Origin of the sequence: Amycolatopsis tucumanensis (assembly GCF_021654135.1) — a bacterium.
Classification (GTDB): domain Bacteria; phylum Actinomycetota; class Actinomycetes; order Mycobacteriales; family Pseudonocardiaceae; genus Amycolatopsis_E; species Amycolatopsis_E tucumanensis.
The window spans coordinates 31,493-56,010 of the sequence record NZ_JAKGSD010000030.1 but is presented as its reverse complement, the minus strand read 5'-3'; the positions used below and the strand labels follow the sequence as shown (position 1 = coordinate 56,010).

Sequence of the window (24,518 nt, the reverse complement as noted above, 5' to 3'; positions counted from 1 at the left end):
AGGGGGGTGGTCGGTCTCGCGGCGGCAGTTGTCCGGGTGGGGCCGGCTCGCGGGGACGGGGATCCCGGGATGTGCCGCACCGGGTGGGGCGCCACAGAGGCGGTCGTCGAGGGGGCCGTGGTCGGTCTCGCGGCGGCAGTCTCCGGGTAGGGCCGGCTCACGGGGACGGGGGACCCCGGACGTGCCGCACCGAGCCGTGCGCTCACCCGCGGTCATCCCGCGTCCGCCGCACCCTGGTCCGGTCCCAGCCGCGCACGCCCACGAGCGCGGCTGGGGACCAGTCGCGAGGGTGGTCTGAAGCGCTAATACCTGCCGCCGTGAATAATTCACCCAATCCAGTGTGACCGGGGACACTCAGCCCGCCGTCGTGCACCCTCAGTCACGTTTCGTGTCGATCATCAAGCTGCTCGGTGTCCTGTGTCACGCACACTGATGGCCTGACGCCAATACGCCGTTACTCATCAGTCATGACACTTTGTGAACAAAACGTGAGAATTTCTTTGCATACCGGACATCCCGGGCGTTTTTCGGTATCTCTGGTGCTACAGGCCGTCACTGGGGCCGGTCTTCCTCGGTTCATCCCCATGTTCGGGCACTTCCGCACCGGAGGCGTGAATGATTGACAACTCTGCCCAGGAGCGTGAGCACGCTCCGCCCCGCTCGTGGCGGTCCGCGCTGGACAACCTCCGCCACGACGTGCCGGCCTCGCTGGTCGTCTTCCTCGTCGCGATCCCGCTGTCGCTGGGCATCGCGCTGGCCTCCGGGGCGCCGATCGTCGCCGGGCTGATCGCCGCGATCGTCGGCGGCATCGTGGCCGGCGCGCTCGGCGGCGCGCCGCTGCAGGTCAGCGGCCCCGCCGCGGGCCTGACGGTGATCATGGCGGAGACCATCAACGAGTTCGGCTGGGCCGCCACCTGCGCCATCACCGTCCTGGCGGGCGCGCTGCAGATCCTGCTCGGCCTGAGCCGGATCGCGCGCGCCGCGCTGGCCCTGTCCCCGGCCATCGTGCACGGCATGCTGGCCGGCATCGGGGTCACGATCGTGCTGGCCCAGCTGCACATCGTGCTGGGCGGAAGCGCGCAGAGCTCGCCGATCGACAACCTGCTCCAGCTGCCGGCGCAGATCCTCGACCCGCACGGGCCCGCCACCCTGATCGGCCTGATCACCATCGGCATCCTGCTCGTGTGGGGCAAGCTCCCCGCCGCGGTGCGGAAGGTGCCCGGTCCGCTCGCCGCGATCGTCGCGGTCACCGTGTTCTCGCTGGTCGCCGGCCTGGAGGTGCCGCGCGTCGACATCCCGGCGAACGTGCTCGACATCAGCTTCGCGCCGGACTTCCCGGACACCGGCTGGTTCGACTTCGGCGTCGCGGTCGTCACCATCGCGCTGGTCGCGAGCGTCGAGAGCCTGCTCTCCGCCGTGGCTGTCGACAAGATGCACACCGGCCCGCGCGCGAACCTCAACCGCGAGCTGCTCGGCCAGGGCGCGGCCAACATGACCTCGGGCGCGCTCGGCGGCCTGCCGGTCACCGGCGTGATCGTGCGGAGCTCGACCAACGTGCAGACCGGCGCCCGCACCCGCGTTTCCGCCGTCCTGCACGGCGTCTGGGTGCTGCTGTTCGTCGCCGTGCTGGCCGGGCTGTTGCGCAACATCCCGCTGGCCGCGCTCGCCGGCCTGCTGGTGCACGTCGGCGCGAAGCTGGTCAACCTCAACCACATCAAGCAGGTGCTGCGGCACGGTGACCTGCCGGTCTACCTGATCACGCTGCTCGGCGTCGTGGCCATCGACCTGCTCACCGGTGTGCTGATCGGCGTCGCCGCGGCCGCGCTGATCATGCTCCGCCGCCTGCTGTGGTCCGGCATCCACGCCGAACGCGACGGCGACAAGTGGCGCGTCGTCGTCGAGGGGGCGTTGTCCGCGCTCTCGATCCCGCGCCTGACCTCGGTACTGGGCACCATCCCGCGCGGCGCGACGGTGACCCTCGAACTCGTCGTGGACTACCTCGACCACGCAGCGTTCGACACGCTTTCGGCCTGGCAGCACTCCCACGAGGAGGCCGGCGGCCAGGTGATCGTGGACGAGATCGGGCACCCCTGGTTCGAGCGGGGCAAAGCAGGCGAGCCGACCGTGCACAAGGCCAAGGCCCAGCGGATCGCGCCGCGCTGGTTCGCCCCCTGGTCCGACTGGCAGCAGGCCCAGCAGGAGGAGCCGGTCGAGGTCCCGGAGCAGCGGCAGCCGCGGGAGAGTTCGATGCGGCGCGGCATGGTCGAGTTCGAGCGGCGCACCTCGGAGCTGGTCCGCCCGATCCTGGGCAAGCTGGCCGACACGCAGAACCCGGAGACGCTGTTCATCACCTGCGGCGACGCGCGGATCGTGCCGAACCTGATCACCAGCAGCGGCCCGGGCGACCTGTTCACCGTGCGCAACATCGGCAACCTGGTGCCCGACCACGCGACGTGCGCGGCGGGTTCGGACGCGTCCATCGGCGCCGCGGTCGAGTTCGCGGTCGGGGTGCTCAAGGTGCGCGAGATCGTGGTGTGCGGGCACTCGTCGTGCGGCGCGATGAAGGCGCTGCTCGGTGGCGTGCCGGCGGGCGCGCCCGCGCTGGAGTCCTGGCTCCGGCACGCCGAGCCGAGCGTGGAGCGGGCGAAGACGCACGCGCCGATCCGGATCGGCGACTCGCTGCCCGCGTCCGAGGCCGACCAGCTGGCGCTGCACAACATCCTGCAGCAGCTGGACCGGCTGCGGGAGTATCCGACGGTCGCGGCCGCCGAGGCCCGCGGCGAGGTCGACCTGGTGGGGATGTACTTCGAGGTCGGCGCCGCCCGGGTGCACCTGTACGACCCGAAGGCGAACGCCTTCGTCTCGGCCGACAGCGTCGACGGCGTCGTGAACGGGACCGAGGAGAGCAACCCGATGGTCACCGGGTAGCCACACACCGGAAAGCCGGCCGGCCGGCGCCGGTATTAATGTCGGATCCCGTGAGCGTGCTGGTGGTGACAGGGACCGGAACCGGCGTCGGCAAGACCGCGGTGACCGCGGCCCTCGCCGCGCTCGCGCGCGCCGAGGGCCGCCGGGTGGCCGTGCTGAAACCCGCGCAGACCGGGGTCGCCCCCGGCGAGCCCGGCGACATCGACGAGGTGACCCGCCTGGCCGGGGAGGTCACCGCCCGCGAGCTGCGCCGTTACCCCGACCCGCTCGCCCCGGAGGTCGCGGCGCGGCGCAGCGGCATCGCGCCGGTCGGGCCTGCCGAGGCCGCGGGGGCGGCGAGCGAGCTGGCCGAGACGCACGACCTCGTGCTGGTCGAGGGCGCCGGAGGACTGCTGGTGCGCTTCGACGCCGACGGCGGCACCCTCGCCGACGTCGCGTGGTCGCTGTCCGCGCCGCTGCTGGTGGTCGCCGAGGCCGGGCTCGGCACCCTCAACGCGACGGCCCTCACAGCCGAGGTCGCGACCGCGCGTGGTCTCAACGTGCTCGGTGTCGTCATCGGGTCCTGGCCCGCGCAACCGGACCTGGCCGCCCTGTGCAACGTGTCCGACCTGCCGGTGGCCGCCGGATCGCCCCTGCTCGGCGCCCTCGCCGAGGGTGCGGGCGGGCTGGACCGCGACGCCTTCCTGGAGGCCGCGCGCGCCGGGCTGTCGCCGTGGTTCGGCGGCGACTTCGACGCCGAACGGTTCGAAAAAGGCTTGAACGCCCAGTCCTGACCCGCGTTCTCCGGGTGCACCCGGCGGCTGGATCGGCGACGCGGCCGACACGGTGCGTACACGGGTGGGGTGACCGGCTAATCTCGGTGCGGCGGATCAAGCGGCAACGGAAAGAGGTGCGGTGGCCGACTCGTCGCCGGTGCAGGCCAGGCCGGGAGCACCCGGTCCGGAGCTGTCCGCTGTGCTGTTCCACCGGCGGCCACCCCAGCCGCGGGTGGTCGTGAAGGCCGACCTGCTGCCCGCGGTCAGCCTGCTGTCGCTGATCGGCGTGCTCGGCATCCCGCTCGGCTGGCTCTGGTCGCTGCTCGCCCCGCCCGAACGGGTGCGCGTGTTCGACGGCGGCCAGTTGATCCCGCTGCAGCTGGAGAGCTGGCACCGCTTCGACGACCTCGCGATCTACGCGTTGCTGGGCCTCGGCCTGGGTGTCGTCACCGGGGCCGCGGTGTGGATGCTGCGCGAGCGGCGCGGGCCCGTGGTGCTGATCGCCGCGGTGCTCGGCGGCCTGCTCGCCGCCTGGCTCGGCGTCCAGATGGGTGTGGCCTTCGCCAACAGCGCCTACGCGGTCACGACCACGCCGGCGGTCGGCGACGTGATCGAACGGGCGCCGCGCATCGAGTCGTTGTGGGTCCTGGTGGCCCAGCCGCTGGGCACCGCGCTGGCCTACGGCCTGCTCGCCGGCTGGAACGGCCGCGACGACCTCGGCCGCAGGCTGGGCTAGGTCCTGTCCTGTAGTTGATCTAGCTGCGGTTCGGGCGTGGGCGCGGATCGAGGGGCTCGCGGTCGACGGGGCTGCCGCTGCGGTGCTGCTCACTGGAGGCCAGGCCGGTGGCGATCCGCAACTGCTGCCGCTCCCGCCTTCGACTCTGAGGCCTGCAAGCGGCGCAACGTGGTCGAACGCTGTTTCAAGCGGCTCAAACAGTTCCGCGACTTGGCTGGCCGCCATCATCCTCTGGCTCCGATGACTTACCGGACACTTCCTGGAAACGCGAAACGGCCGGAACCCCGTGCTCGGGGTCCCGGCCGTTCGGCTTGTCTCAGGCCGCCTCGGCGCGCCGGCGGGAGCGGATCAGGCTGCGCCGCTCCTGCTCGGTGGTGCCGCCGAAGATGCCGTTGTCGAGACCGGAGTCCAGTGCGTAGGCCAAGCATTCGGCGCGCACCGGACAGCTTGCGCACACCGCCTTGGCCCGTGCGACCTGCCGGGCGCCCGGGCCCATTTCGGACACGGGGAAGAACAGCTCAGGGTCCTCGTCCCGGCAGGCGGCACGAGTACGCCAGTCGATCACGTCGCGGCTCATGGCGTGCCGCCTCCTTCCATGCGTTTCGTTTCTCAGCTGGCGCTCCAGGCACCAGCAACGGTGACAGGCACGCGTAAGGGCCCATCTGGTTTTTCTTGCTGCGGTATCTGGGTTGCCACGCCGGGCTCGGATCAATCACCTTGATCCGGCGGGCTGGTGGCAGGGGCTGTTGCCAGCGCCGAAGGTCCAACGGTACCAGGAAGATCGTTGTTCCCGCTCACCTGCGGAAACGTTGTGGCCAGCGTCTCAGTTCAGGCTGGCGGGCAGGCCGAGCTGGATCAGCTCGGGTGGGGGAGCGGGCACCGCGCGCAGCTTCGACAGGAAGCCGGCCTCGCGCCGCAGCATCCGGCTGACCATCCGCAGCCGGCGCAGCGGCTGGGTCTCTTCGAGCAGCTGCTGCCGGTCGGCCAGCGGCAGCAGGCAGTCGGCGGCGAGCAGGTACGACAGCGCGCCCGGCCCGGTCTCCGATTCCGGCGCCGCCCACGAGTCGCGGTGCCAGGCGGCCTCGCAGTACGCCGCGTGCGCGGACAGGGCCGCGTCGCGCAGCCCGGCGACCGCCCGTCCGGCGGCAGGCGGCAGCGGGGCGTCGTCGACCCATTCGACGGTGCCGACCAGGTAGGGCGCCCGGCTGTTGTCGATGTCCAGTACGCGGAAGCGGCGCTCGCCGCGGGTGATGATGTCGAACCGGCCGTCGGGCAGCCGCTCGCTCTCGCCGAGCAGCGCGGTGCAGCCGATGCCGTGGACGTGGTCGAGGTGCTCGACCTCACGCACCGCGGAGTTCCGGATCGCGACGATCCCGAACCGGCGGTCCGGCACCGTGCCGGTCAGCAGGTCGACCGCGAGCTGCCGGTAGCGCGGCTCGAACAGGTGCAGCGGCAGCGTCGCGCCGGGCAGCAGGACGGTCTGCAGAGGGAACAGGGGGATGGTCTCTGTCGTTCTTTCCTGCCGCTCCGCATCCACGGCTACACGGTACGTCGATCCGGTGGTTCTCGCTCAACGTCGTTTGGGCGGTGGGCGGAACACCGCGAACGGGTCGGTGACCTGGATGCCCTTCCCGGTGAAGGAGAACAACGCGGCCGGCCGTCCCCCGCTGCGGCCCGGCGCGGCCGTGTGCCCGGTGGGCGAGAGCAGGCCGCGCCGGGCCAGCACGCGCTGCAGGTTCGTCGCGTCGACCTTGTAACCCAGCGCGGCCGAGTACAGCTCGCGCAGCGCCGAGATGGTGAACTCGCGTGGCGCGAGCGCGAAGCCGACGTTGGTGTAGGACAGTTTGGAGCGCAGGCGGTCGCGGGCGCGCAGCACGATGTCGCGGTGGTCGAACGCGGTGCGCGGCAGGTCGTCCACCGGGTGCCAGCGCGTGTCCTCGGGGACCTCGGGGTCGACGTCCGAGGGGACCAGCCCGAGGAACGCCGTGGCGACCACGCGTGGCCCCGGCACGCGGTCCGGCGCGCTGAACACCGCAAGCTGCTCGACGTGACTCAGCTGCCGGACGTCGACCTTCTCCGCGAGCTGGCGGCGGATCGAGGTCTCCACGTCCTCGTCCGGCCGCAGCCGCCCGCCGGGCAGCGACCAGCGCCCGACGTGCGGATCCAGCGCCCGGCGCCACAGCAGGACCTGCAGTGTGGCGCAACGCACCTGCAATACCGCCGCCAAAACCTCGTGTGCCAGGGGGGCGCTGCTGTTAATATGACTTCGCACGGTTTTCGATTGTAAGACGAAAACCAGCGACTGGTCCAGGAGGGCCGATGACTGCAGCGACTGTGGACCTGACCCCGTACGGCGGCGTGGAGCCGGACGAGGCGTGGGCGGAAGAGGTGCGCAAGCTGGCGCGCGAGCGGGATGCCGTGCTGCTGGCGCACAACTACCAGGCTCCGGCGATCCAGGACATCGCCGACCACACGGGGGACTCCCTCGCGCTGTCGCGGATCGCCGCCGCCAGCGACGCGTCGACCATCGTGTTCTGCGGCGTGCACTTCATGGCCGAGACCGCGAAGATCCTGTCGCCGGACAAGACGGTGCTGATCCCCGACGCCCGCGCCGGCTGCTCGCTCGCCGACTCCATCACCGGCGCTCAGCTGCGCGAGTGGAAGGCGCAGCACCCCGGCGCGGTCGTGGTGTCCTATGTGAACACCACCGCGGAGGTCAAGGCGGAGACGGACATCTGTTGCACGTCGTCCAACGCGGTCGACGTGGTGGCCTCGATCCCGGCCGATCGCGAGGTCCTGTTCGGTCCGGACCAGTTCCTCGGCGCGCACGTCAAGCGCAAGACCGGGCGCGAGAACATGCACATCTGGGCAGGCGAGTGCCACGTGCACGCCGGGATCAACGGTCCCGAGCTGGCGCAGCGCGCGGCCGACCACCCGGACGCGGACCTGTTCATCCACCCCGAGTGCGGTTGCGCCACCTCGGCGCTCTACCTGGCCGGCGAGGGCGCGGTGCCCGCGGACAAGGTGAAGATCCTGTCCACTGGGGACATGGTGCACGAGGCCCGCGCGACGAAGGCGAAGTCGGTGCTGGTGGCCACCGAGGTGGGCATGCTGCACCAGCTGCGCAAGGCCGCGCCGGGCATCGACTTCCGCGCGGTGAACGACCGGGCGTCGTGCGCCTACATGAAGATGATCACCCCGGCCGCCCTGCTGCGCGCGCTGCGCGAGGGCGCCGACGAGGTGCACGTCGACCCGGAGATCGCTGCCAGGGCCCGCGCCTCGGTGCAGCGGATGATCGAGATCGGGCAGCCCGGCGGCGGCGAATGACCGGCCCGGTTATCGACGAACAGACGAAAACCGCCTGCTGGGAGGCTCGCGCGGATCTGGTGGTGCTCGGCACCGGCGTCGCCGGGCTGACCGCGGCGATCCGCGCGCAGGAGCTCGGCCTGCGGGTGCTGGTCGTGACGAAGGCGGCGGTCGAGGACGGCAACACCCGCTGGGCGCAGGGCGGCGTCGCCGTGGTCATGGAGGACCAGCACGACGAGGGCGACTCCGTCGCGCGACACGTCGACGACACGTTGATCGCGGGTGCCGGGCTGTGCGATGCCGATGCGGTCGCGGCGATCCTCGCCGACGGCCCGCGTGCCGTGTCGTGGCTGCGGTCGGTGGGCGCGCGGTTCGACCCGGGCGCCTCCGGGCTGCTCGCCCGCACCCGTGAGGGCGGGCACAGCGCGTTCCGCGTGATCCACGCCGGTGGTGACGCGACCGGGGCCGAGGTCGAGCGGACGCTCGTCGCCGAGGCGACCGGCCGCAGGCTGCCCGTGCTGGAGCGGCACATCGCGGTCGATGCGCTGCGCACGCCGCGGGGCGACGTGGCCGGGGTGACGGTGCTCGACCCGGAGGGGCGGCCGGGGGTGCTGCGCGCGCCCGCGGTGCTGCTCGCCACCGGCGGCATGGGGCAGCTCTACCAGGCCACGTCGAACCCGGAGATCGCCACCGGTGACGGCGTCGCGCTCGGGTTGCGGGCCGGTGCGGTGGCCGCGGACCTGGAATTCGTGCAGTTCCACCCGACCGTGCTGTACACGCCGGGCGCCCGCGGCCGGTGCCCGCTGGTCACCGAGGCCGTGCGCGGCGAGGGCGCGGTGCTCGTCGACGGCGCGGGGGCGTCCGTCATGCAGGGCGTGCACCCGCTTGGCGACCTGGCGCCGCGCGACGTCGTCTCCGGCGCGATCACGCGGCGGCTCGCCTCGGCACCCGGCGGGATCGACGACCACGTGTTCCTCGACGCGACCGGCGTGCCCGGGTTCGCCAAGCGGTTCCCGACGGTTTTCGCGGCCTGCCGGGCGATCGGCGTCGACCCGGCGCGTGATCCGATCCCGGTGACCCCGGCGGCGCACTTCGCGTGCGGCGGGATCGTCGCGGGCACCGACGGCCGCACCGGTGTCGCCGGCCTCTACGCGGCCGGCGAGGTGGCGCGGACCGGGTTGCACGGCGCGAACCGGCTGGCGTCCAACAGCCTGCTGGAAGGCCTGGTCACCGGACGCGCCGCCGCCGAGGCGGTGGCCGCCGACCTCGCCGCCGGCCTGCTGGCCGACCCGAAGCAGGCATCGGCACCCGCGTGGGGGCGGGTGCGGATGGCTGAGCGGGACGCGCTGCAGCGCGCGATGAGCCGTTACGCGGCCATCGGGCGGGACGCCGAGGGGCTGGCGGTGGCCGGCGCGGTCCTCGATCTGTCGACTTCGGACGGTCCACTGCGGACCCACGCGGACGTCGAGAACGCGTCGCTCACCTTGGTGGCGCAGGCGTTGCTGGCCGCGGCCGCGCGCCGCACCGAATCGCGCGGCTGCCACGTCCGCGCCGACCACCCCGGCCGGGACGACGTGACGTGGCAGCGCAGTCAGCTGATCCGGCTCAACCCGTCGGGGCAGCCGGTGCTGGCCGACCCCGTGTGCACGGAGGAAGTGGCATGAACCTGGACCTGGAGGACGCCCGCCGCGTCGTGGAGATCGCGCTGGCGGAGGACTTGCGGTACGGACCGGACGCGACCACCGCCGCCACGGTGCCCGAGTCGGCGACCGCGGTCGCGGAGATCACCCCGCGCGTGGACGGGACGCTCGCCGGTGTGCCGGTGGCGCTGCTGGTGTTCGACGCGGTGCTCGGCGACGGGTACGAGGTGCTCGACCGCGCCGAGGACGGCACCCGGCTCGTGGCGGGCAAGCCCGCGCTCGTCGTGCGGGGACCGGTGCGCGGGCTGCTCACCGCGGAGCGGACGGCGCTGAACCTGCTGTGCCACCTCTCCGGCGTGGCGACCGCGACGGCCGCGTGGGTGTCCGCTGTGGACGGCACCGGCTGCGCGATCCGGGACTCCCGGAAGACGCTGCCCAGCCTGCGGCTGCTGGAGAAGTACGCGGTGCGCTGCGGTGGCGGCGTCAACCACCGGATGGGCCTCGGCGACGCGGTGCTGATCAAGGACAACCACGTGGTGGCCGCCGGTTCGGTCACCGCCGCGCTGGCGGCGGCCAGGGAGCACGCGCCGGCGCTGCCGTGCGAGGTCGAGGTCGACACGCTCGACCAGCTCGACGAGGCGCTGGCCGCGGGCGCCGACGAGGTCCTGCTGGACAACTTCACGCCAGGGCAGTGCGCGGAAGCCGTGCGCCGCAAGGACGAGGTGTCGCCGAAGACGCGGCTGGAGGCCTCCGGCGGGCTGAAGCTGGCGAACGCGCGGGCCTACGCCGAGACCGGCGTGGACTACCTGGCGGTCGGCGCGCTGACCCACTCCTCGCCCGCGCTCGACCTCGGCATGGATCTCCGCTGAACCTTGTTCCGGCCTCCCCCGGCTTGCTATGACTGGGGTCCGGGGGAGGAAGGAACGGGCATGGCTGGCAACTTCCTGCTCACCTTGCTGCGCAAGGGGGCGGGGGTGCTGGCGTCCACGCCGGGCGAGTTGCCGGCGGAGATCGACGATCCGGAGCCGGTGTCCGCGCTCAAGCGGATGGGCGCCGTCGCGGCGAGCAGCACCGACGGGCCGCGCTCCTCGCTGATGGTGCGCGCGACCCGGTACGCGGTGCTGCTGCCGCTGGTCTACCGGATCGGGGTGCTGCCGATCGCTTGGGTGTGGCTGGTGGCCGCGCACGGTTTCGTGCTCTCGGCGACGGTGGTCGCCTGGGTGGGTGTGCTGGCGAACCTGACCGCGCTGGTGTGGGTGCTGCGCGTGCCGGACCGCAGCGGCCGCACCACGGGGTTGCTGCTGGCGGCCGATCTGGTGTTCGCGGTCGCGGCGGGCGTGGCGGTCAGCGCGACGGCCCCGGCGGAGCTGTACTGGGCCGCGGCGTGGGTGCCGTTCCTGAACCTGACCGGGACGGTCGGGTTGTGGACGATGTGCCGGGGCGTGCCGGCCGGGCTCGCGCTGGTGGTGCTCGGGGTGCCGTTCCAGGTGGGGGCGCTCGCGCTCGGCGGGCAGCTGTCGATGTGGGTGCCACCGCTGGTCAGCGGGACCGGGACGATGCTGGTCGCGGTGGTGACGGCGGCCGGGACGCTGGTGCTGCTCGGGGTGGCGACGCGCTTGGCGCTGGCGATCGGGATGCGGCTCGGGGTCGCCGGGGAGCGGGCACGCACGGAGCGGGCGCTGCACGACACGGTGCTGCAGGCGCTCGAAGCGATGGCGATGCACCGGGGCGGGGATCCGGCCGCCGAGCTGGACCGGGTGCGTGCGCAGGCGCGGGCGCAGGCGGCCGAGCTGCGGCGGGGGCTGGGCACGCCGGGCGGTGGCGGCCAGGGGCTCGCGGGGGAGCTGACCGGGCTGGCGACGGAGATGGCGCGGGAGGGGTTGCGGGCGCAGCTGGCGCTGTCCGACCTGGCCGACGACACCCTGACGGAGGCCCGCCGAGCAGCGGTCCGCGACGCGGCGCGCGAGGCGTTGCGGAACACGCTGAAGCACGCGGGCACCCGGGAGGTCGTGATGCGCCTCGCCGAGCACGAGGGCGGAATCGCGGTGGTGATCCGGGACCACGGAGTCGGCTACGACGAGGACGCACGCCCGGCGGGCTTCGGGGTGAGCTCGTCGATGAAAGCGCGCCTCACCGAGGCCGGCGGCTGGTGCCGAATCGACTCCAAACCAGGCCACGGCACGCGGGTGACGTTGTGGGTGCCGCGTTAGCGGTTTTGGGAAAAGGGCCGACAGATCCGATTCGTTCGTGCGATGCTCACTTTCGTGAAGCAGGCTGACCTTCGCATCGGACACGAATACGCCTTTCCGACGTACTCACCCTACGATGACGCGCCGCTGGCAGCGCGTGTTTCCGTGGTGTCGATCGACGGCGGTGGGAAAGTGACCGTGCAAGTGGTCGACCCAGGGCCGAGGCCTCCGGCACGCGGTTGGCGAGCCGTTCATGTCAAAAAGAGCGAACAGCGCCAGATCAAGACCAGGGACATCGCCTGTCCCTGGTCGGAGTGGGCGGAGCGAGCTGCATCCATAGGGGCGGAGAAGAAGGCTCGGATTGCCGAGCAGCGCGCTCGGCACGACGAATGGGACCGCGAACGTGCGGATCGACTGGCCATCGATCCGGGCCGTGCTCTACCCAAGGAATACGACGAGGAGGTCCACTTCAGGAGCATTGACCTCGAGGAACGCTCGGAGCTTACGAGTGCGTACATCACTGCCCGCAACCTCGGCCCGTACGCCACTCCGGAGAGCATCGCGCCCCTCCTTTCCGATCTCCCGGTCATGGTGCTTCGGGATATCCTCGCCGCGAATAAGTACCGGGAGCCGGTTGAACCCGGCTCGGTAGCAGCCACCTTCGCACGTGCGGCGTGGATCCTCGATATCGCCCGCGTCGCCCTCCGGGAAACCCACGACGGGCGTGTGCTGGGTGAGCCTCCGCAGCCCGAACGAGTCTTGAATGAAGTCGACCTGAAGTTCGCCGAAGCGGTGCGTGTGCACATCGTGGCCGCCGGTGGTGCGCTGTTGCTGCCCCCGGTGCCGGCTCTGCCGAGTTGGCTCGACGAACCTGAACGCGCCTTTCTGGGCACATTCGGTTGGCTTCGCCTGGCAGTGGGCGACACAAATGGCCGGTTGTTGCATTCGCCCGGTTGCTCGTCGGTGCGATCCCGCCCGGTCCTGGAGGCGGATTCCATCCCATGGTGGCAAAGGGCGCTGGAGATTCCCGAACGTGTGTGCGGCCGCTGCGGCGGACCCGCAGTTCGTGACCTCGTTCCGTTGGCGGGCTTCGTCGCTGCCGCGGATGTCTGGAACGATCGCGGGCGCGACCGGGTCGAACAGTGGCAACAGGCGGCCTTCCAGAGGCTGCTGGCCGCAACCGCGTCCGCCCGCGCGCAGGCGCTCGAACCGGACATCACTCTTGCCTGGCGCATCGTCGATGCCTTCGCCGCTGATCCACTGGGCGAGGAGGGCTGGGCCGCGTACGCGACTATCGTGCCGACCGGTTGGAGTCACGAGGAGCTCGCCGGTCTCACCCCGTCCGGCCGTGAGGCCGCCCGTGCTCTCGTGCGCGAGCGGATTGTCAAGCTGGAGGCCCTGCTGCCGGAGACTGAGCGACTGCTGCCGTTGCCGAAAGCGGCCGATGTGCAGGTTCTCCGACAGCGCCACCGCCACTGGAAGGACCGCCTCCGGCAGTCGGTGCCGCAGCTCGATCGGCTCTTGTTCACACTGCCGGGCGCGGACTAGCCGTTCCCGAGGGGCAGGTGCGCGTTCGTCGCCTTGACGAGGGGTGCCAGGTCGGGCAGTTCGCGCACCTCGCGGCCCGCCGCGCGCAGGGTTTCCGCTCCCACGCAGTCCACGAACAGGTTCGGCTCGCGCCAGGCGAACACCACCCGCGGGATTCCGGCGTCCAGGATGTGCCGCGTGCACGACACCGCCCGCGACGCCCGCGAGCTGCACGGCTCCAGCGACGAGTAGATGGTCGCGCCCGTGACGTCCGCGTCGCCCAGTTTGGCGATCGCCACCTCTTCCGCGTGGTCGTGCGGGTCGGTCTCGCCCGAGTACCCGGTGGCCAGCACCTCGTCGGCGGCGTCCACCACGATCGCGCCGACCCGGAACGTCGTCGACGGCGGGCACTTCTCCGCCAGCTCGATCGCCTCCCGCAGCCTGCGGTGGTCCCGCGCCGCCTGCCCCAGGTGGTACCGCATGAACACGACGTCCCCGATGCGGCGCGTCTCGGTCAGCTGCAGCCGTCCCGGCGGGAACCGGCCGGGCCCGACGAACCGCGGCGCCTCCGCCTCGCCCACGAACACCGGCGCGATCGCCAGCTGCAGTTCGTCCACCACGCCCGCGGTGAGGAACATCGTGTGGACCGCGCCGCCGCCCTCGACCATCAGCCGCTCGATCCCGCGGCCGGCCAGGTCCGCCAGCACGTGCCGCAGGTCGAGCGGGTCCCCGCCGTCCGCCACGGTCGCCACCGCGCCCAGCCGCTCCCGCACCTTCGGAACCGCCGCGGCCGGGGCGTACACCAGCTTCTCGACGTCACCGGTGGTGAAGAAGTTCGCCGACGGGTCGAGGTCGCCGCTCCCGGTGATCGTGACCTTCGCCGGGTTGCCGCGCCCGGAGCGCACCAGCAGCCGCGGGTTGTCGGTGCGGATCGTGCCCGCCCCGACCAGGATCGCGTCCACCCCGGCACGCACGTCGTCGACCCGCGCGAAGTCCTCCTCGTTGGACAGCAGGAGCCGCCGGTCGCTGGTGTCGTCGAGGTAGCCGTCCAGGGAAACCGCCGCCGAGGCGAGGACGTACGGGCGCGTGCTCACCCCCCGGAGTCTGCCACCGTCCCGCATGCCGGGCGGTTTTGACGTGGTCGGCTACTTTCGTGCACGGTGGAACGAAGTCCTGGGGGGTGCGCAGTGTCGAACGCCGCCGCGGTGCTCGGCGCGATCAGGCGGGAAGGCCCGCTGTCGCGGGCCGCGATCGCCGAGCTCACGTCGCTGAGCATGCCGACGGTCAGCCGGCAGGTCACCGCGCTCGCCGAGGCCCGGCTGGTGCGGGACGCGCCGGACCTGGCCCGCGCCGGCGCCGTCGGACGGCCCAGGGTGCCGGTCGACATCGACGACAGCGTGCTCGCCGCGTGCGGGGTGCACATCGGCGTCCGCACCACCACGTTCGGCATCGTCGACCTGCGCGGGCGGCTCGTGGGCAGCGAGAAGATCCCGACGCCGCGGGGCAGCGCCGAGGACGGGCTGGCGTTCCTCGCCGCGAAGGTCCGCGCGTTCCTGCGGCGCTGGCGGGAGCGGCGGGTCGTCGGGCTCGGGCTCGCCACCGGCGGCCAGGTCGACATCGCCCGCGGCCTGATCACGCACGACCGGCTCGGCTGGCACCGCGCCCCCGCGCAGGCGGTGCTGGCGCGCGGGACGGGCCTGCCGGTGCACGTCGACGGCCACGTGCCCGCGATGGCGCACGCCGAGCTGCTGTTCGGCGAGGGCAAGCAGTACCCGAGCCTGCTCTACTTCTACGCCCGCCAGGTCGTCGGCGCGGCGCTCGTCGTCAACGGCGTGCTGCACCGCGGCCCGGGCCAGGCCGGGTCGGTCGCGCACCTGCCGGTCGGCGGCGATGTGCGCTGCGCGTGCGGCCGGACCGGCTGCCTCGAAGCAACCGTCAACGACCAGACCGACCGGGGCGCGCTGGCCGAACGCGCCGCGACGATGGGCCGGGCGGTCGCCATCCTGCGCGACGTCGTCAACCCGGACCAGGTCGTCCTCGGCGGCCAGAACATCACCGACGCGCCGGAGCACCTGGCGACCCTGCTGCACGCCTTCGCGGCGACGACCGCGCTGCCCGGCACCGACCTGGTGACCGTGACGCGGTTCGGCCCGGACGTCCAGGCCGTCGCGGCGTGCACCGGCGTCCTGGCGGACATCTTCGCCGACCCGACGCCGCTGATGGCGTGACTCAACCCGGCAACGCGAGCGGCAGCGTGCGCCGCACCGCGGCGGCGTGCCTGCCGTACAGCGGCACGACCGGCACGTCCAGGTCGCGGGTCCGGGGCGGGCGCCGCGTCCCGGCGTAGCGCGCCAGCCGCAGCGTGACCTCCTCCACGAGCCGCCCGAAGCGGTTGCGGCGCAACGTGAACGAAGCGACCGTCAGCGCCGCGCCGCGAGCCGTCGACGTCAGCAGCACGGGCACGTCCTCACGCGTCAGCGGGACGAACCCGGCCTGCGCGGTCCCGCCCGCCGACCACGACCGCCAGCCGTCCGTCACCGGCGCCGGGGCGTCGGCGCCGAGGGTGGCGCGCAGCTCCGTCGCCAGCTCGCCGGCTTCCAGCAGCGTGCTGCCATACCCGGCCTTCGCGAGCGCGCCCATCAACGCCAGCGCCGCGCGGGTCGTCGCCCGCAGCTCGCCCGCCTCACCGCCGCCGCGGGCCAGCGCCGCCAGCGGCGCCTCGCTCGCCCGGTACCGCACCGCGACCAGGTACGTCCGCTCGCCGAAGCTCGTCCGCACCAGCAGCTGGGCGCCGGCCAGCGGGATCTCCGGGTTGTCGCACGCGGCGCGCAGCAGGTCCAGCACCTTCGCCACGTCCGGCTCCACGCCCTCGCGCAACCGGATCACCGTGGTCCAGCCGTCGCCGACCCCGGCGACCCCGAACCGGTTCCCGGCGCGGTCGACGTGCTGCCGCAGCCGGAAGTCGTGGGCGAGCACGCGCAGCGGGTCGGCGGCCTGGCGGCGTTCGTCGTGCTGCAGCAGCCGGTAGGACACCCAGGTGAGCGCCCAGCCCGCCAGGTGCCGTCCCGCGAACCGGACGGACGTCGAGGCGATCACCAGCAGCGCCAGCACGGTCACGACGAGCTTCGCCGGCAGCACGTCGTGCACCGCCAGCAGCGTCGCGACCAGCGCGGACTCCCAGACCGCGATCTGGGCGAACCCGATGGGCAGCACGAACGGCGCCACGGTGAACCGGCGGGGCCGGGGTGCTTCGGGTGCGGTCCCGCCACCGGCGGAGACCCCCGCGTCGGCAGCGGTCAACTCGCTTCTCCTTGATCCTGGTACAGAATAAACGGGGAACCGGTATTCGCTGCCGGGAAAAATGCCCACAGGGAGTGAGGTCCCATGGCCGCGAGCGAGGGCGGGCCCATCCGGGTCGGCGTGATCGAGGACCACCCGCTGTACCGCTACGCGGTGGCGAACGTGCTCTCCGAGGCGCGGGACATCGAGCTGGGACCGGTCGCGGAGTCCGTCGCCGCGTTCGCGAGCAGCCACGAACCGGCCGGGTGCGTCGTCGTGCTGGACCTCAAGCTGCGTGGCGTGACCGACTCGCAGGCCGTGCAGGAGGTCGTGCGGATGGGGCACAAGGTGCTGGTGGTGTCCGCGCACGCCGGCCAGGACGAGGTGCTGGGCGCGATCTCGGCAGGCGCGCGGGGGTACCTGTCGAAGGACGCCGACGGCGACGACATCCTGCACGCGATCCGCGAGATCGCCGCGGGCAACTCCTACGTGTCGCCGACGCTGGCGTCGTTCCTGCTCGACTCGACGCGCCCGCGGGCCGGGGTGGGCAGCGTGCTGTCCGACCGCGAGCGGCAGGTGCTGTCGCTGGTCGCCGCGGGGGAGCGGGACGCCGACATCGCCGAGGCGATGTCGATCAGCGTCCGCACCGTCCGCTCGTACCTGGACCGGATCCGCGACAAGACGGGCCGCCGCCGGCGCCCGGAACTGACCCGGCTGGCCATCGAAGAGGGCATGGCCTAGCCAGGCGCGCCGCCCGGCTCACCACGAGATCGTCAGAGCCGCCGGTTGGCGAGCGCCCCCGTCGCGTTGCGGGCCTTCTCCGCGACCTCCGGGTCGATGTCCACGACGACCGACTCCGGCCCCGCGCCCAGCTGGGCGTGCACGCGCCCGAACCCGTCCGCCACCGTCGAGTACCCGATGCCGGTCGGCGCCTTCGGGTTCACCTCGACGCCGGACGCCGCCGGGTCGGCCTGGCCGCAGCCCAGCACCCAGCAGCCGGAGTCGAGCGCCCGCGCCCGCACCAGCACCTCCCACTGGTCCCGCTTGCCCTCGCCGGCGCCCCAGGACGTGGGCAGCACGACCGCGGACGCGCCCCGGTCGGCCAGCGCCCGGAACAGCTCCGGGAACCGCACGTCGTAGCAGGTCGCGAAGCCCAGCGTCACGCCGTCGACCTCGACGGTCACCGGTGAGGCGCCCGGCGCGACCGTGTCGGACTCGCGGAAGCCGAACGCGTCGTAGAGGTGGATCTTGTCGTAGCCGGTGTGGTGCCCGAGCCCGGTGATGAGCAGGGTGTTGCGCACCCGGCCGTCCTCGTGCGGCGTGAACATCCCGGCCACCACCAGCACGCCGTGCTCGTCGGCGATCGCGGCGACCGACTTGGCCCACGGCCCGTCGAGCGGCTCGGCGACCGGCCCGAGCGGCACCCCGAACCGCGCCATCGCCGCCTCCGGGAACACCACGACCCGCGCTCCCTCACCTGCCGCGCGCGCCACGCCCTCGCGGATCGGGGCGAGGTTCTCCGCGGGCTCGGCACTCGATGTGAGCTGGCACAAGCCGATCCGGAGCACGGGCTACCTCCCTGGTCGTCGTCAACGTTCCAACTCGTACCCTAGACCCATGTTGAACCGCATCGACCTGCGTGGACGCGTGCTGTCCGCCACCGAACTCCGAGCCACGCTCCCGCGTGCCGAGATCGACGTGGACGCGGCGCTGCATCAGGTCCGCCCGGTGGTCGAGGCGGTCCGCGAGCGCGGGGTCGAGGCGGTCCTGGAGTACACCGAGCGGTTCGACCGCGTGCGCCCGGCGAGCGTCCGCGTGCCGCGCGCGGAGATCGAGGCCGCGCTGACCACGCTGGACCCGGCGGTGCGCGCCGCGCTGGAGGAGGCCATCGAGCGCGCCCGCAAGGTGCACGCCGACCAGCGGCGGGCCGACGTGACCACGACGGTCGCCGACGGTGGCACGGTCACCGAGCGCTGGGTGCCGGTCGAGCGCGTCGGCCTCTACGCCCCCGGCGGGCTCGCGGTCTACCCGTCGAGCGTGGTGATGAACGTCGTCCCGGCACAGGTCGCGGGCGTCGGCTCGCTGGTGCTGTGCTCGCCGCCGCAGGCCGAGTTCGGCGGCAGGCCGCACCCGACGATCCTGGCCGCCGCCGCGCTGCTGGGCGTGGACGAGGTGTGGGCGGTCGGCGGCGCGCAGGCCGTGGCGCTGATGGCCCACGGCGGCACCGACACCGACGGCGCCGAGCTGGTCCCGGTCGACCTGGTGACCGGCCCCGGCAACATCTACCTGACCGCCGCCAAGCGCCTGCTGCGCGGCCTGATCGGCATCGACTCCGAGGCGGGGCCGACGGAGATCGCGATCCTGGCCGACGAGACGGCCAACCCGGTGCACGTGGCGGCCGACCTGGTGAGCCAAGCCGAGCACGACCCGCTCGCCGCGAGCGTGCTGGTCACCACGTCGGAGGAGCTGGCCGACGCCGTGGACCGGGAGCTGGCCGGCCGCGTCGCCGCCACCAAGCACACCGAGCGCATCGGCGAGGCGTTGCACGGCAAGCAGTCCGGCACCGTGCTGGTGTCCACTGTGGACGAGGGTCTGCGGGTGGTGGACGCCTACGCGGCCGAGCACCTGGAGATCCAGACGGCCGACGCGCGGGCCGTCGCCGCCCGCGTGCGCAACGCCGGCGCGGTGTTCGTCGGCCCGTACGCGCCGGTCTCGCTCGGCGACTACTGCGCGGGGTCGAACCACGTGCTGCCCACCGGCGGTTACGCGCGCCATTCGTCGGGGCTGTCCGTGCAGAGCTTCCTGCGCGGCATCCACGTCATCGACTACAGCGAGGAGGCGCTGCGCGAGGTGGCCGGCAAGGTCGTCGCGCTCGCCAACGCCGAAGACCTGCCCGCACACGGGGAAGCGGTCACCGCCCGCTTCCCGGGAGGAGCCGAGTGAGTTCCGACGACGTCCGTCTCGAGGACCTGCCGCTGCGCGAGGACCTGCGGGGCCGCAGCCCCTACGGCGCCCCGCAGCTGGACGTCCCGATCCGGCTCAACACGAACGAGAACCCGTACCCGCCGCCGCAGGCCCTGGTCGACGACGTCACCGAGGCCGTCCGCGAGGCCGCCGCCGGCCTGCACCGCTACCCGGACCGCGACGCGATCGCCCTGCGCCAGGACCTCGCGGCGTACCTGTCCGGCGCGACGGGCGTGCCGCTGACCGAGCGGAACCTGTGGGCCGCCAACGGGTCCAACGAGGTGCTGCAGCAGATCCTGCAGGCCTTCGGGGGTCCCGGCCGCAGCGCGCTCGGCTTCGAGCCGTCGTACTCGATGCACCCGATCATCGCGGCGGGCACCCGCACCGACTGGGTCGCGACGCCCCGGCGGGACGACTTCACGCTCGACACCGAGGCCGCCGCGCGGATCGTCGCCGAGCGCAAGCCCGACGTCGTGTTCGTGACCAGCCCGAACAACCCGACCGGCGGCTCGATCCCGTTCGACGAACTGGAGCTGGTGTTGCGCGCCGCCCCGGGCATCGTCGTGGTGGACGAGGCCTACGCGGAGTTCTCGTCGCAGCGCAGCGCGGTCGAGCTGATCGAGGCCTACCCGGCGCAGCTGATCGTGTCGCGCACGATGAGCAAGGCGTTCGCCTTCGCCGGCGGGCGGCTCGGCTACCTCGCGGCCGCCCCGGCGGTGATCGACGCGCTGCAGCTGGTGCGCCTGCCCTACCACCTGTCGGTGCTGACGCAGGCGGCCGCGCGGGCGGCGCTGCGGCACGCGGACGAGACGCTGGCCTCGGTCGCCAAGCTCGCCGCCGAGCGCGAGCGTGTCGTCGAGGGTCTGCTGGGCCTCGGCTTCACGCCGGTGCCCAGCGACGCCAACTTCATCCTGTTCGGCCGCTTCGCCGACGCGCGGGCGAGCTGGCAGGCCTACGTGGACAACGGGGTGCTGATCCGTGACGTCGGCATCGAGGGTCACCTGCGGGTGACCGTCGGCACCCCGGAGGAGAACGACGCCTTCCTGGCGGCGAGCAAGGAGGTCCCGCGGTGAGCCGCGTCGGCAAGGTTTCCCGGACCACGAAGGAGTCCTCGATCACGGTGGTGGTCGACCTGGACGGCACCGGGCAGGTGGAGGTGTCCACCGGGGTCCCGTTCTACGACCACATGCTCAACTCGTTCGGCGTGCACGGCTCGCTCGACCTGAAGGTCGACGCGACCGGCGACATCGAGATCGACGCGCACCACACGGTCGAGGACACCGCGATCGTGCTGGGCCAGGCGATCCGCCAGGCGCTGGGCGACAAGTCGGGCATCCGCCGCTTCGGCGACGCGTGGATCCCGATGGACGAGACGCTCGCGCACGCCGCGATCGACGTGTCCGGCCGCCCGTACTGCGTGCACGTCGGCGAGCCGGAGCAGTTCAACACGTTCACCATCGGCGGCAACTACCCGTTCGTGCTGACCAGGCACGTGTTCGACTCGCTGTCGTTCCACGCGCAGATCGCGCTGCACGTCCGCGTCATCCACGGCCGCGACCCGCACCACATCGCCGAGGCCCAGTACAAGGCCGTCGCGCGTGCGCTGCGGGCGGCCACCGAGCCGGACCCGCGCGCCGGCGGCATCCCGTCGACGAAGGGTGTCCTGTGAGCAAGGAACTGGTCGCCGTGCTGCTGCTGGCGCTCGGCGGCTTCCTGGTCGGCGGCGTGTACAGCACGTGGAAGACGGCCAAGGTGCTCGCGATGCTGTTGCTGGTCGCGGCACTCTTGGCCGTCGGCGGCGCGATCGCCTGGCTGGTTTCCTAGCTCCGCGCGCCTTCCAGTTCACGGCGCTCGTCGAGGTGCTTGGCGAGGCTCTCGCCCTCCACGTCGACGTTCGGCAGCGCGCGGTGCAGCCACTTCGGCAGCCACCACGCGTGCTTGCCGAGCAGCGACATCACCGCGGGCACGATCGTCATGCGCACCACGAACGCGTCCACCAGGACGCCGAACGCCAGCGCGAACCCGATCGACTGGATCAGCGACAGCTCGGCCGCGATGAACCCGGCGAACACGCTGATCATGATCAGCGCGGCCGCGACCACGACCCGGGCGCCGTGCTTGAACCCGCTCACCACGGCGTCGCGGGCGTCCGCGCCGTGCACGTAGTCCTCGCGCATCCGGGTCACCAGGAACACCTGGTAGTCCATCGCGAGGCCGAACAGCACGCCGATCAGCAGGATCGGCAGCATGCTCATGATCGGGCCGGTCGAGTCGACGCCGAGCAGGTCGGTGAGCCAGCCCCACTGGAACACCGCGACCACCGCGCCGAAGGTCGCCACGACCGAGCCGAGGAAGCCCAGCGTCGCCTTCAGCGGCACGATGATCGACCGGAACACCAGCATCAGCAGCAGGAACGCGAGCCCGACGATGAGGCCGAGGTAGGGCAGCATCGCGCCGGCCAGCTTCTCCGACACGTCGATCTGCAGCGCCGTCTGACCGGTCACCGACAGCTTCGCGCCGGTGGCCCCGGACAGGCGGTCGGACTGGTCGCGGATGCTCCCGACGAGCTGCTCGGTCGCCTCGCTGCTCGGGCCGCTCTTCGGGATCACGGTGACCAGCGCGGTGTCACCCTCGGCGTTGAACTGCGCCTGCGTCACCGCGGCGACGTCCGGCAGGCGCGAGATCGAGTCGGTGGCCTCGGTGGCGGCCAGGCGCGGGTCGGGCGCGTCGGCGGAGTCGATGACGACGATCAGCGGGCCGTTGGTGCCCTCGCCGAAGCCCTTGCTGATCAGGTCGTAGGCCTTGCGCTGGGTCGACTCGGGCGCGGCGGTGGCGTCGGTGGGCAGGCCGAGCTGCATGCTCAGCGCCGGGATCGCGACGACGAGCAGGCCGACCACCGCGGTCACCAGCACCGGGACGCGGTGCCGTCCGACGTACCGGGCCCAGCGCTCGCCCATCGCGGGCTTGCCGTTCTGCTTCGGACGGGCGTGTTTGCCGACGACCTTGCGGCCGGCGAAGCCGAGCAGCGCGGGCAGCAGCGACAGGGCGATGAGGACCGCGACGGCGACGGTCCCGGCGGCCGCGACGCCCATCTGGCCGAGGATCGGGATGCCCACGACGGTGAGCCCGACCAGGGCGATGATCACCGTCAGGCCGGCGAACACCACGGCGGAACCCGCGGTGCCGACCGCGCGCCCGGCGGCCAGTTCCGGATCGTGCCCCTCGGCCAGCTCGTGCCGGTAGCGGGAGACGATGAACAACGCGTAGTCGATGCCGACGGCGAGGCCGAGCATCAGCGCGAGGATCGGGGTGTTGGAGTTCAGGTCGACGAACCCGGACACGGTCATCACGCCGGCCATGCCGACACCGACGCCGATGAGGGCGGTCAGCAGGGGCAGCCCGGCGGCGACGATCGAGCCGAAGGTGATCGCCAGGACGATGGCCGCGACGATCACGCCGATGCCCTCGGTGGCCTCCGTGGCGGGCACGCCCTGGATCGCGTCACCGCCGAATTCGACGGTGAAACCGGCGCTCTTCGCCGCGTCGGCGGTTGACTTGAGCGCTTCGCGGTCACTGTCGGTCACCTCGGGGGCCGGGGCCTTGTAGCTCACCTGGGCCATGGCGATGCGGCCGTCCGCGGAGATCGTCTTGGCCTGGTACGGGTCGGCGACCATCGCGACACCGGGCGCGGTCTTGATCTTGCCGACCATCTCCTCGACGGTCGCGCGGGCGGCCGGGTCGGTGAGCGCCTGTCCGTCCGGCGCCTCGATCGCCACGCGCGCGGTCGCGTTGCCTGCCGCTGCCTGTGGGAACTTGTCCTTGAGGTGGTCGATGGCCTGCTGCGCCTCGGTGCCCGGGATGGTCACCGAGTTCGACATCTGGCCGGACAGCGTCAGCGCGCCGCCGCCCAAGACGAGCAGAACCGCCGTCCAGACGCTCGCGACGAGCCAGCGCCGGCGGAACGAAAACCGGGCTAGGCGGTAGAGCAGGGTGGCCACGTACTCGGCTCCAATTCAGTCGAGTGACATCCGATCCGGTGATACTCAAGCTAGCCGATCGGCAAGTGGAGCTCCAAGCCGATCGGCTAGTGTGTGACTAGCCGCACGGCTAGCGCCTCAAACGTTTGCCGGAGGATTTCGGGTCGCGTACTCTTCGGCTGCTGACGAGGAGGTTCACCAGTCGATGGCAGCCGTGGCCGGACACGAAGACACCCGCACCCGCCTGCTCGCCACGGCATTGCGGCTGTTCACCGCGCACGGGGTCGAGGGCACGTCGCTGCAGATGATCGCCGACGAGCTCGGCGTCACGAAGGCCGCGGTGTACTACCACTTCAAGACGAAGGACGAGATCACCGAAGCCGTGGTCGAGCCCGGGCTGCGCGAGCTGGAGTCGATCGTCGGGGAGGCGGAGCGGGAGCGCAGGCCGGGCGCGCGTATCGACCACATGCTGGCCGGGTTCGTGGACCTCGTGGTGCGGCACCGGGCGCTGGTCGCGTTGTTCTCCAGCGACCCCGGGGTTGCGCGGGCGCTGGAGAAGCACTTCTTCGGCAAGGAGAGCTGCATGGTCGGGATGATGACGATCCTGACCGGCCCCGATCCCGATCCGGCGCGGGTGGTCGCCGCGCACGCCGCCGTCGCGGGGATCGCGCTGGCCGGCGGTTCGCCCGACCTGGCGCACTACGACGACGACACCCTGCGCGAGTCGCTGCTCGAGGTGGGGCGCAAGCTGCTCGGCAGGCCCCGCCGGCGCGGTTGATTCAGGAGAGCGGCAGCGTCAGGCAGGTCGCGGTCTCGGCGAAGCCCAGCCGCTCGAAGTAGCCGGGGATGTGCCTGGCGATGACGTGCACTTCGACGGCCCCCGCGCGCCGCGCCCGCCGGACGACCGCGTCGACGAGCATCGCGCCGATGCCCTGCCGTCGATGCGCCTGCGCGACCACGAGTTCCAGCAGGTGGCTGACCGGGCCGCCGGCGTGCAGCGACAGGACCCGGGCGGCCAGCACGTAGCCGACGACCTCGCCGTCGGTGTCGGCCACCAGGAAGTCGGTGTCGTCGTAGGTCATCGCCGCGATGAGCTGCTCGTAGTGGTGGTCGAACGCCGCCCGCCGTGGTTGTCCGCCGGCGGACTGGTCCAGCAGGGTGTAGACGGCTACGGCGTCGGTGACATCGGCTGGCCTGATCCGCACCCGTTCATTGTG

23 protein-coding genes are annotated in these 24,518 nt (G+C 72.4%); 15 read left to right on the top strand and 8 right to left on the bottom strand.

Annotated elements, in window-relative coordinates; translation table 11 throughout:
• Window positions 1-615 precede the first annotated feature (615 nt).
• The 3 genes from L2C96_RS26525 to L2C96_RS26515 all read left to right on the top strand — a co-directional run bounded on the left by L2C96_RS26525 (window position 616) and on the right by L2C96_RS26515 (window position 4,419).
• Window positions 616-2,928: a SulP family inorganic anion transporter gene (locus L2C96_RS26525; RefSeq protein ID WP_237338186.1), complete on the top strand. Its 2,313-nt coding sequence runs from the start codon at window positions 616-618 to the stop codon at window positions 2,926-2,928.
• Between the two features lie 38 nt (window positions 2,929-2,966).
• Window positions 2,967-3,701 (top strand): dethiobiotin synthase, encoded by a 735-nt coding sequence (gene bioD, locus L2C96_RS26520; protein WP_237338185.1) that lies wholly within the window; start codon window positions 2,967-2,969, stop codon window positions 3,699-3,701.
• A 121-nt stretch (window positions 3,702-3,822) separates the two neighbouring features.
• Window positions 3,823-4,419 (top strand): DUF2567 domain-containing protein, encoded by a 597-nt coding sequence (locus L2C96_RS26515; protein WP_020421849.1) that lies wholly within the window; start codon window positions 3,823-3,825, stop codon window positions 4,417-4,419.
• A gap of 316 nt (window positions 4,420-4,735) precedes the next feature.
• Here the strand turns inward: L2C96_RS26515 and L2C96_RS26510 are convergent, their stop codons facing one another.
• The 3 genes from L2C96_RS26510 to L2C96_RS26500 form a co-directional block, all read right to left on the bottom strand.
• Complete coding sequence (locus L2C96_RS26510; RefSeq protein WP_017984038.1) at window positions 4,736-4,996, bottom strand: WhiB family transcriptional regulator; 261 nt, start codon at window positions 4,994-4,996, stop codon at window positions 4,736-4,738.
• 246 nt (window positions 4,997-5,242) lie between these two features.
• The gene (locus tag L2C96_RS26505) at window positions 5,243-5,956 is read right to left on the bottom strand and encodes an LON peptidase substrate-binding domain-containing protein (protein ID WP_237338184.1); all 714 of its coding nucleotides are present in this window, start codon (window positions 5,954-5,956) and stop codon (window positions 5,243-5,245) included.
• A gap of 33 nt (window positions 5,957-5,989) precedes the next feature.
• Window positions 5,990-6,628: an NUDIX hydrolase gene (locus L2C96_RS26500; RefSeq protein ID WP_027934805.1), complete on the bottom strand. Its 639-nt coding sequence runs from the start codon at window positions 6,626-6,628 to the stop codon at window positions 5,990-5,992.
• Window positions 6,629-6,738: 110 nt separating this feature from the next.
• On the opposite strand from L2C96_RS26500, the gene nadA reads away from it, so the two are divergent.
• From nadA to L2C96_RS26475, 5 genes are read left to right on the top strand one after another with little or no spacing between them, the layout of a single operon-like run.
• Window positions 6,739-7,746 (top strand): quinolinate synthase NadA, encoded by a 1,008-nt coding sequence (gene nadA / locus L2C96_RS26495; protein ID WP_027936432.1) that lies wholly within the window; start codon window positions 6,739-6,741, stop codon window positions 7,744-7,746.
• Window positions 7,743-9,389: an L-aspartate oxidase gene (locus tag L2C96_RS26490; RefSeq protein ID WP_237338183.1), complete on the top strand. Its 1,647-nt coding sequence runs from the start codon at window positions 7,743-7,745 to the stop codon at window positions 9,387-9,389. The genes nadA and L2C96_RS26490 overlap by 4 nt, the downstream gene beginning before the upstream one ends.
• Window positions 9,386-10,234: a carboxylating nicotinate-nucleotide diphosphorylase gene (gene nadC / locus L2C96_RS26485; protein WP_237338182.1), complete on the top strand. Its 849-nt coding sequence runs from the start codon at window positions 9,386-9,388 to the stop codon at window positions 10,232-10,234. The genes L2C96_RS26490 and nadC overlap by 4 nt, the downstream gene beginning before the upstream one ends.
• Window positions 10,235-10,294: 60 nt before the next feature.
• The gene (locus tag L2C96_RS26480) at window positions 10,295-11,575 is read left to right on the top strand and encodes a sensor histidine kinase (protein ID WP_237338181.1); all 1,281 of its coding nucleotides are present in this window, start codon (window positions 10,295-10,297) and stop codon (window positions 11,573-11,575) included.
• Between the two features lie 54 nt (window positions 11,576-11,629).
• Window positions 11,630-13,102, top strand: a complete 1,473-nt coding sequence (locus L2C96_RS26475) for a hypothetical protein (RefSeq protein ID WP_237338180.1) — start codon at window positions 11,630-11,632, stop codon at window positions 13,100-13,102.
• Here L2C96_RS26475 and L2C96_RS26470 read toward each other — a convergent pair.
• Window positions 13,099-14,175 carry a dihydrofolate reductase family protein gene (locus L2C96_RS26470; protein WP_237338179.1) on the bottom strand — a complete coding sequence of 359 codons (1,077 nt, stop codon included), beginning with the start codon at window positions 14,173-14,175 and terminating at the stop codon, window positions 13,099-13,101. The two genes, L2C96_RS26475 and L2C96_RS26470, sit on opposite strands and share 4 nt — an antisense overlap.
• A gap of 93 nt (window positions 14,176-14,268) precedes the next feature.
• Here L2C96_RS26470 and L2C96_RS26465 point away from each other — a divergent pair, with 93 nt between their 5' ends.
• Window positions 14,269-15,309: an ROK family transcriptional regulator gene (locus tag L2C96_RS26465; RefSeq protein ID WP_237338178.1), complete on the top strand. Its 1,041-nt coding sequence runs from the start codon at window positions 14,269-14,271 to the stop codon at window positions 15,307-15,309.
• Window position 15,310: 1 nt separating this feature from the next.
• On the opposite strand, the gene L2C96_RS26460 is transcribed toward L2C96_RS26465, so the two are convergent.
• On the bottom strand, window positions 15,311-16,381 hold the full coding sequence (locus tag L2C96_RS26460) for a type VII secretion protein EccE (RefSeq protein WP_237338177.1): 1,071 nt from the start codon (window positions 16,379-16,381) through the stop codon (window positions 15,311-15,313).
• An 84-nt stretch (window positions 16,382-16,465) separates the two neighbouring features.
• Here L2C96_RS26460 and L2C96_RS26455 point away from each other — a divergent pair, with 84 nt between their 5' ends.
• Complete coding sequence (locus L2C96_RS26455; protein ID WP_020421839.1) at window positions 16,466-17,101, top strand: LuxR C-terminal-related transcriptional regulator; 636 nt, start codon at window positions 16,466-16,468, stop codon at window positions 17,099-17,101.
• Between the two features lie 32 nt (window positions 17,102-17,133).
• Here the strand turns inward: L2C96_RS26455 and L2C96_RS26450 are convergent, their stop codons facing one another.
• Complete coding sequence (locus tag L2C96_RS26450) at window positions 17,134-17,928, bottom strand: carbon-nitrogen hydrolase family protein (protein ID WP_027934814.1); 795 nt, start codon at window positions 17,926-17,928, stop codon at window positions 17,134-17,136.
• Window positions 17,929-17,977: 49 nt separating this feature from the next.
• On the opposite strand from L2C96_RS26450, the gene hisD reads away from it, so the two are divergent.
• The 4 genes from hisD to L2C96_RS26430 are packed head-to-tail and all read left to right on the top strand — an operon-like array spanning window position 17,978 to window position 21,148.
• Window positions 17,978-19,303 carry a histidinol dehydrogenase gene (gene hisD / locus L2C96_RS26445; protein WP_237338176.1) on the top strand — a complete coding sequence of 442 codons (1,326 nt, stop codon included), beginning with the start codon at window positions 17,978-17,980 and terminating at the stop codon, window positions 19,301-19,303.
• Window positions 19,300-20,397 carry a histidinol-phosphate transaminase gene (locus tag L2C96_RS26440; protein WP_237338175.1) on the top strand — a complete coding sequence of 366 codons (1,098 nt, stop codon included), beginning with the start codon at window positions 19,300-19,302 and terminating at the stop codon, window positions 20,395-20,397. The genes hisD and L2C96_RS26440 overlap by 4 nt, the downstream gene beginning before the upstream one ends.
• Window positions 20,394-20,993, top strand: coding sequence for an imidazoleglycerol-phosphate dehydratase HisB (gene hisB, locus L2C96_RS26435; RefSeq protein WP_017984025.1), 600 nt, complete (start codon window positions 20,394-20,396; stop codon window positions 20,991-20,993). Before L2C96_RS26440 ends, hisB begins: the two co-directional genes overlap by 4 nt.
• Window positions 20,990-21,148: a CG2302 family histidine operon protein gene (locus tag L2C96_RS26430; RefSeq protein WP_017984024.1), complete on the top strand. Its 159-nt coding sequence runs from the start codon at window positions 20,990-20,992 to the stop codon at window positions 21,146-21,148. Before hisB ends, L2C96_RS26430 begins: the two co-directional genes overlap by 4 nt.
• Here L2C96_RS26430 and L2C96_RS26425 read toward each other — a convergent pair.
• Window positions 21,145-23,322, bottom strand: a complete 2,178-nt coding sequence (locus tag L2C96_RS26425; protein WP_237338174.1) for an MMPL family transporter — start codon at window positions 23,320-23,322, stop codon at window positions 21,145-21,147. The genes L2C96_RS26430 and L2C96_RS26425 overlap by 4 nt on opposite strands.
• 184 nt (window positions 23,323-23,506) lie before the next feature.
• Here L2C96_RS26425 and L2C96_RS26420 point away from each other — a divergent pair, with 184 nt between their 5' ends.
• Entirely contained in the window at window positions 23,507-24,079 is a 573-nt protein-coding gene (locus L2C96_RS26420) for a TetR/AcrR family transcriptional regulator (RefSeq protein ID WP_020421834.1), read from the top strand.
• 1 nt (window position 24,080) lies between these two features.
• Here L2C96_RS26420 and L2C96_RS26415 read toward each other — a convergent pair whose 3' ends face one another.
• The gene (locus tag L2C96_RS26415; protein WP_020421833.1) at window positions 24,081-24,506 is read right to left on the bottom strand and encodes a GNAT family N-acetyltransferase; all 426 of its coding nucleotides are present in this window, start codon (window positions 24,504-24,506) and stop codon (window positions 24,081-24,083) included.
• Between the last annotated feature and the right edge of the window lie 12 nt (window positions 24,507-24,518).

What these genes read in the sequence shown, in the direction of transcription:
- nadA (WP_027936432.1), top strand. Translation starts at nt 6,739, where the DNA reads ATGACTGCAGCGACTGTGGACCTGACCCCGTACGGCGGCGTGGAGCCG.
- L2C96_RS26455 (WP_020421839.1), top strand. Translation starts at nt 16,466, where the DNA reads ATGGCCGCGAGCGAGGGCGGGCCCATCCGGGTCGGCGTGATCGAGGAC.
- L2C96_RS26525 (WP_237338186.1), top strand. Translation starts at nt 616, where the DNA reads ATGATTGACAACTCTGCCCAGGAGCGTGAGCACGCTCCGCCCCGCTCG.
- L2C96_RS26480 (WP_237338181.1), top strand. Translation starts at nt 10,295, where the DNA reads ATGGCTGGCAACTTCCTGCTCACCTTGCTGCGCAAGGGGGCGGGGGTG.
- nadC (WP_237338182.1), top strand. Translation starts at nt 9,386, where the DNA reads ATGAACCTGGACCTGGAGGACGCCCGCCGCGTCGTGGAGATCGCGCTG.
- L2C96_RS26510 (WP_017984038.1), bottom strand. Translation starts at nt 4,996, where the DNA reads ATGAGCCGCGACGTGATCGACTGGCGTACTCGTGCCGCCTGCCGGGAC.
- bioD (WP_237338185.1), top strand. Translation starts at nt 2,967, where the DNA reads ATGTCGGATCCCGTGAGCGTGCTGGTGGTGACAGGGACCGGAACCGGC.
- L2C96_RS26490 (WP_237338183.1), top strand. Translation starts at nt 7,743, where the DNA reads ATGACCGGCCCGGTTATCGACGAACAGACGAAAACCGCCTGCTGGGAG.
- hisD (WP_237338176.1), top strand. Translation starts at nt 17,978, where the DNA reads ATGTTGAACCGCATCGACCTGCGTGGACGCGTGCTGTCCGCCACCGAA.
- L2C96_RS26420 (WP_020421834.1), top strand. Translation starts at nt 23,507, where the DNA reads ATGGCAGCCGTGGCCGGACACGAAGACACCCGCACCCGCCTGCTCGCC.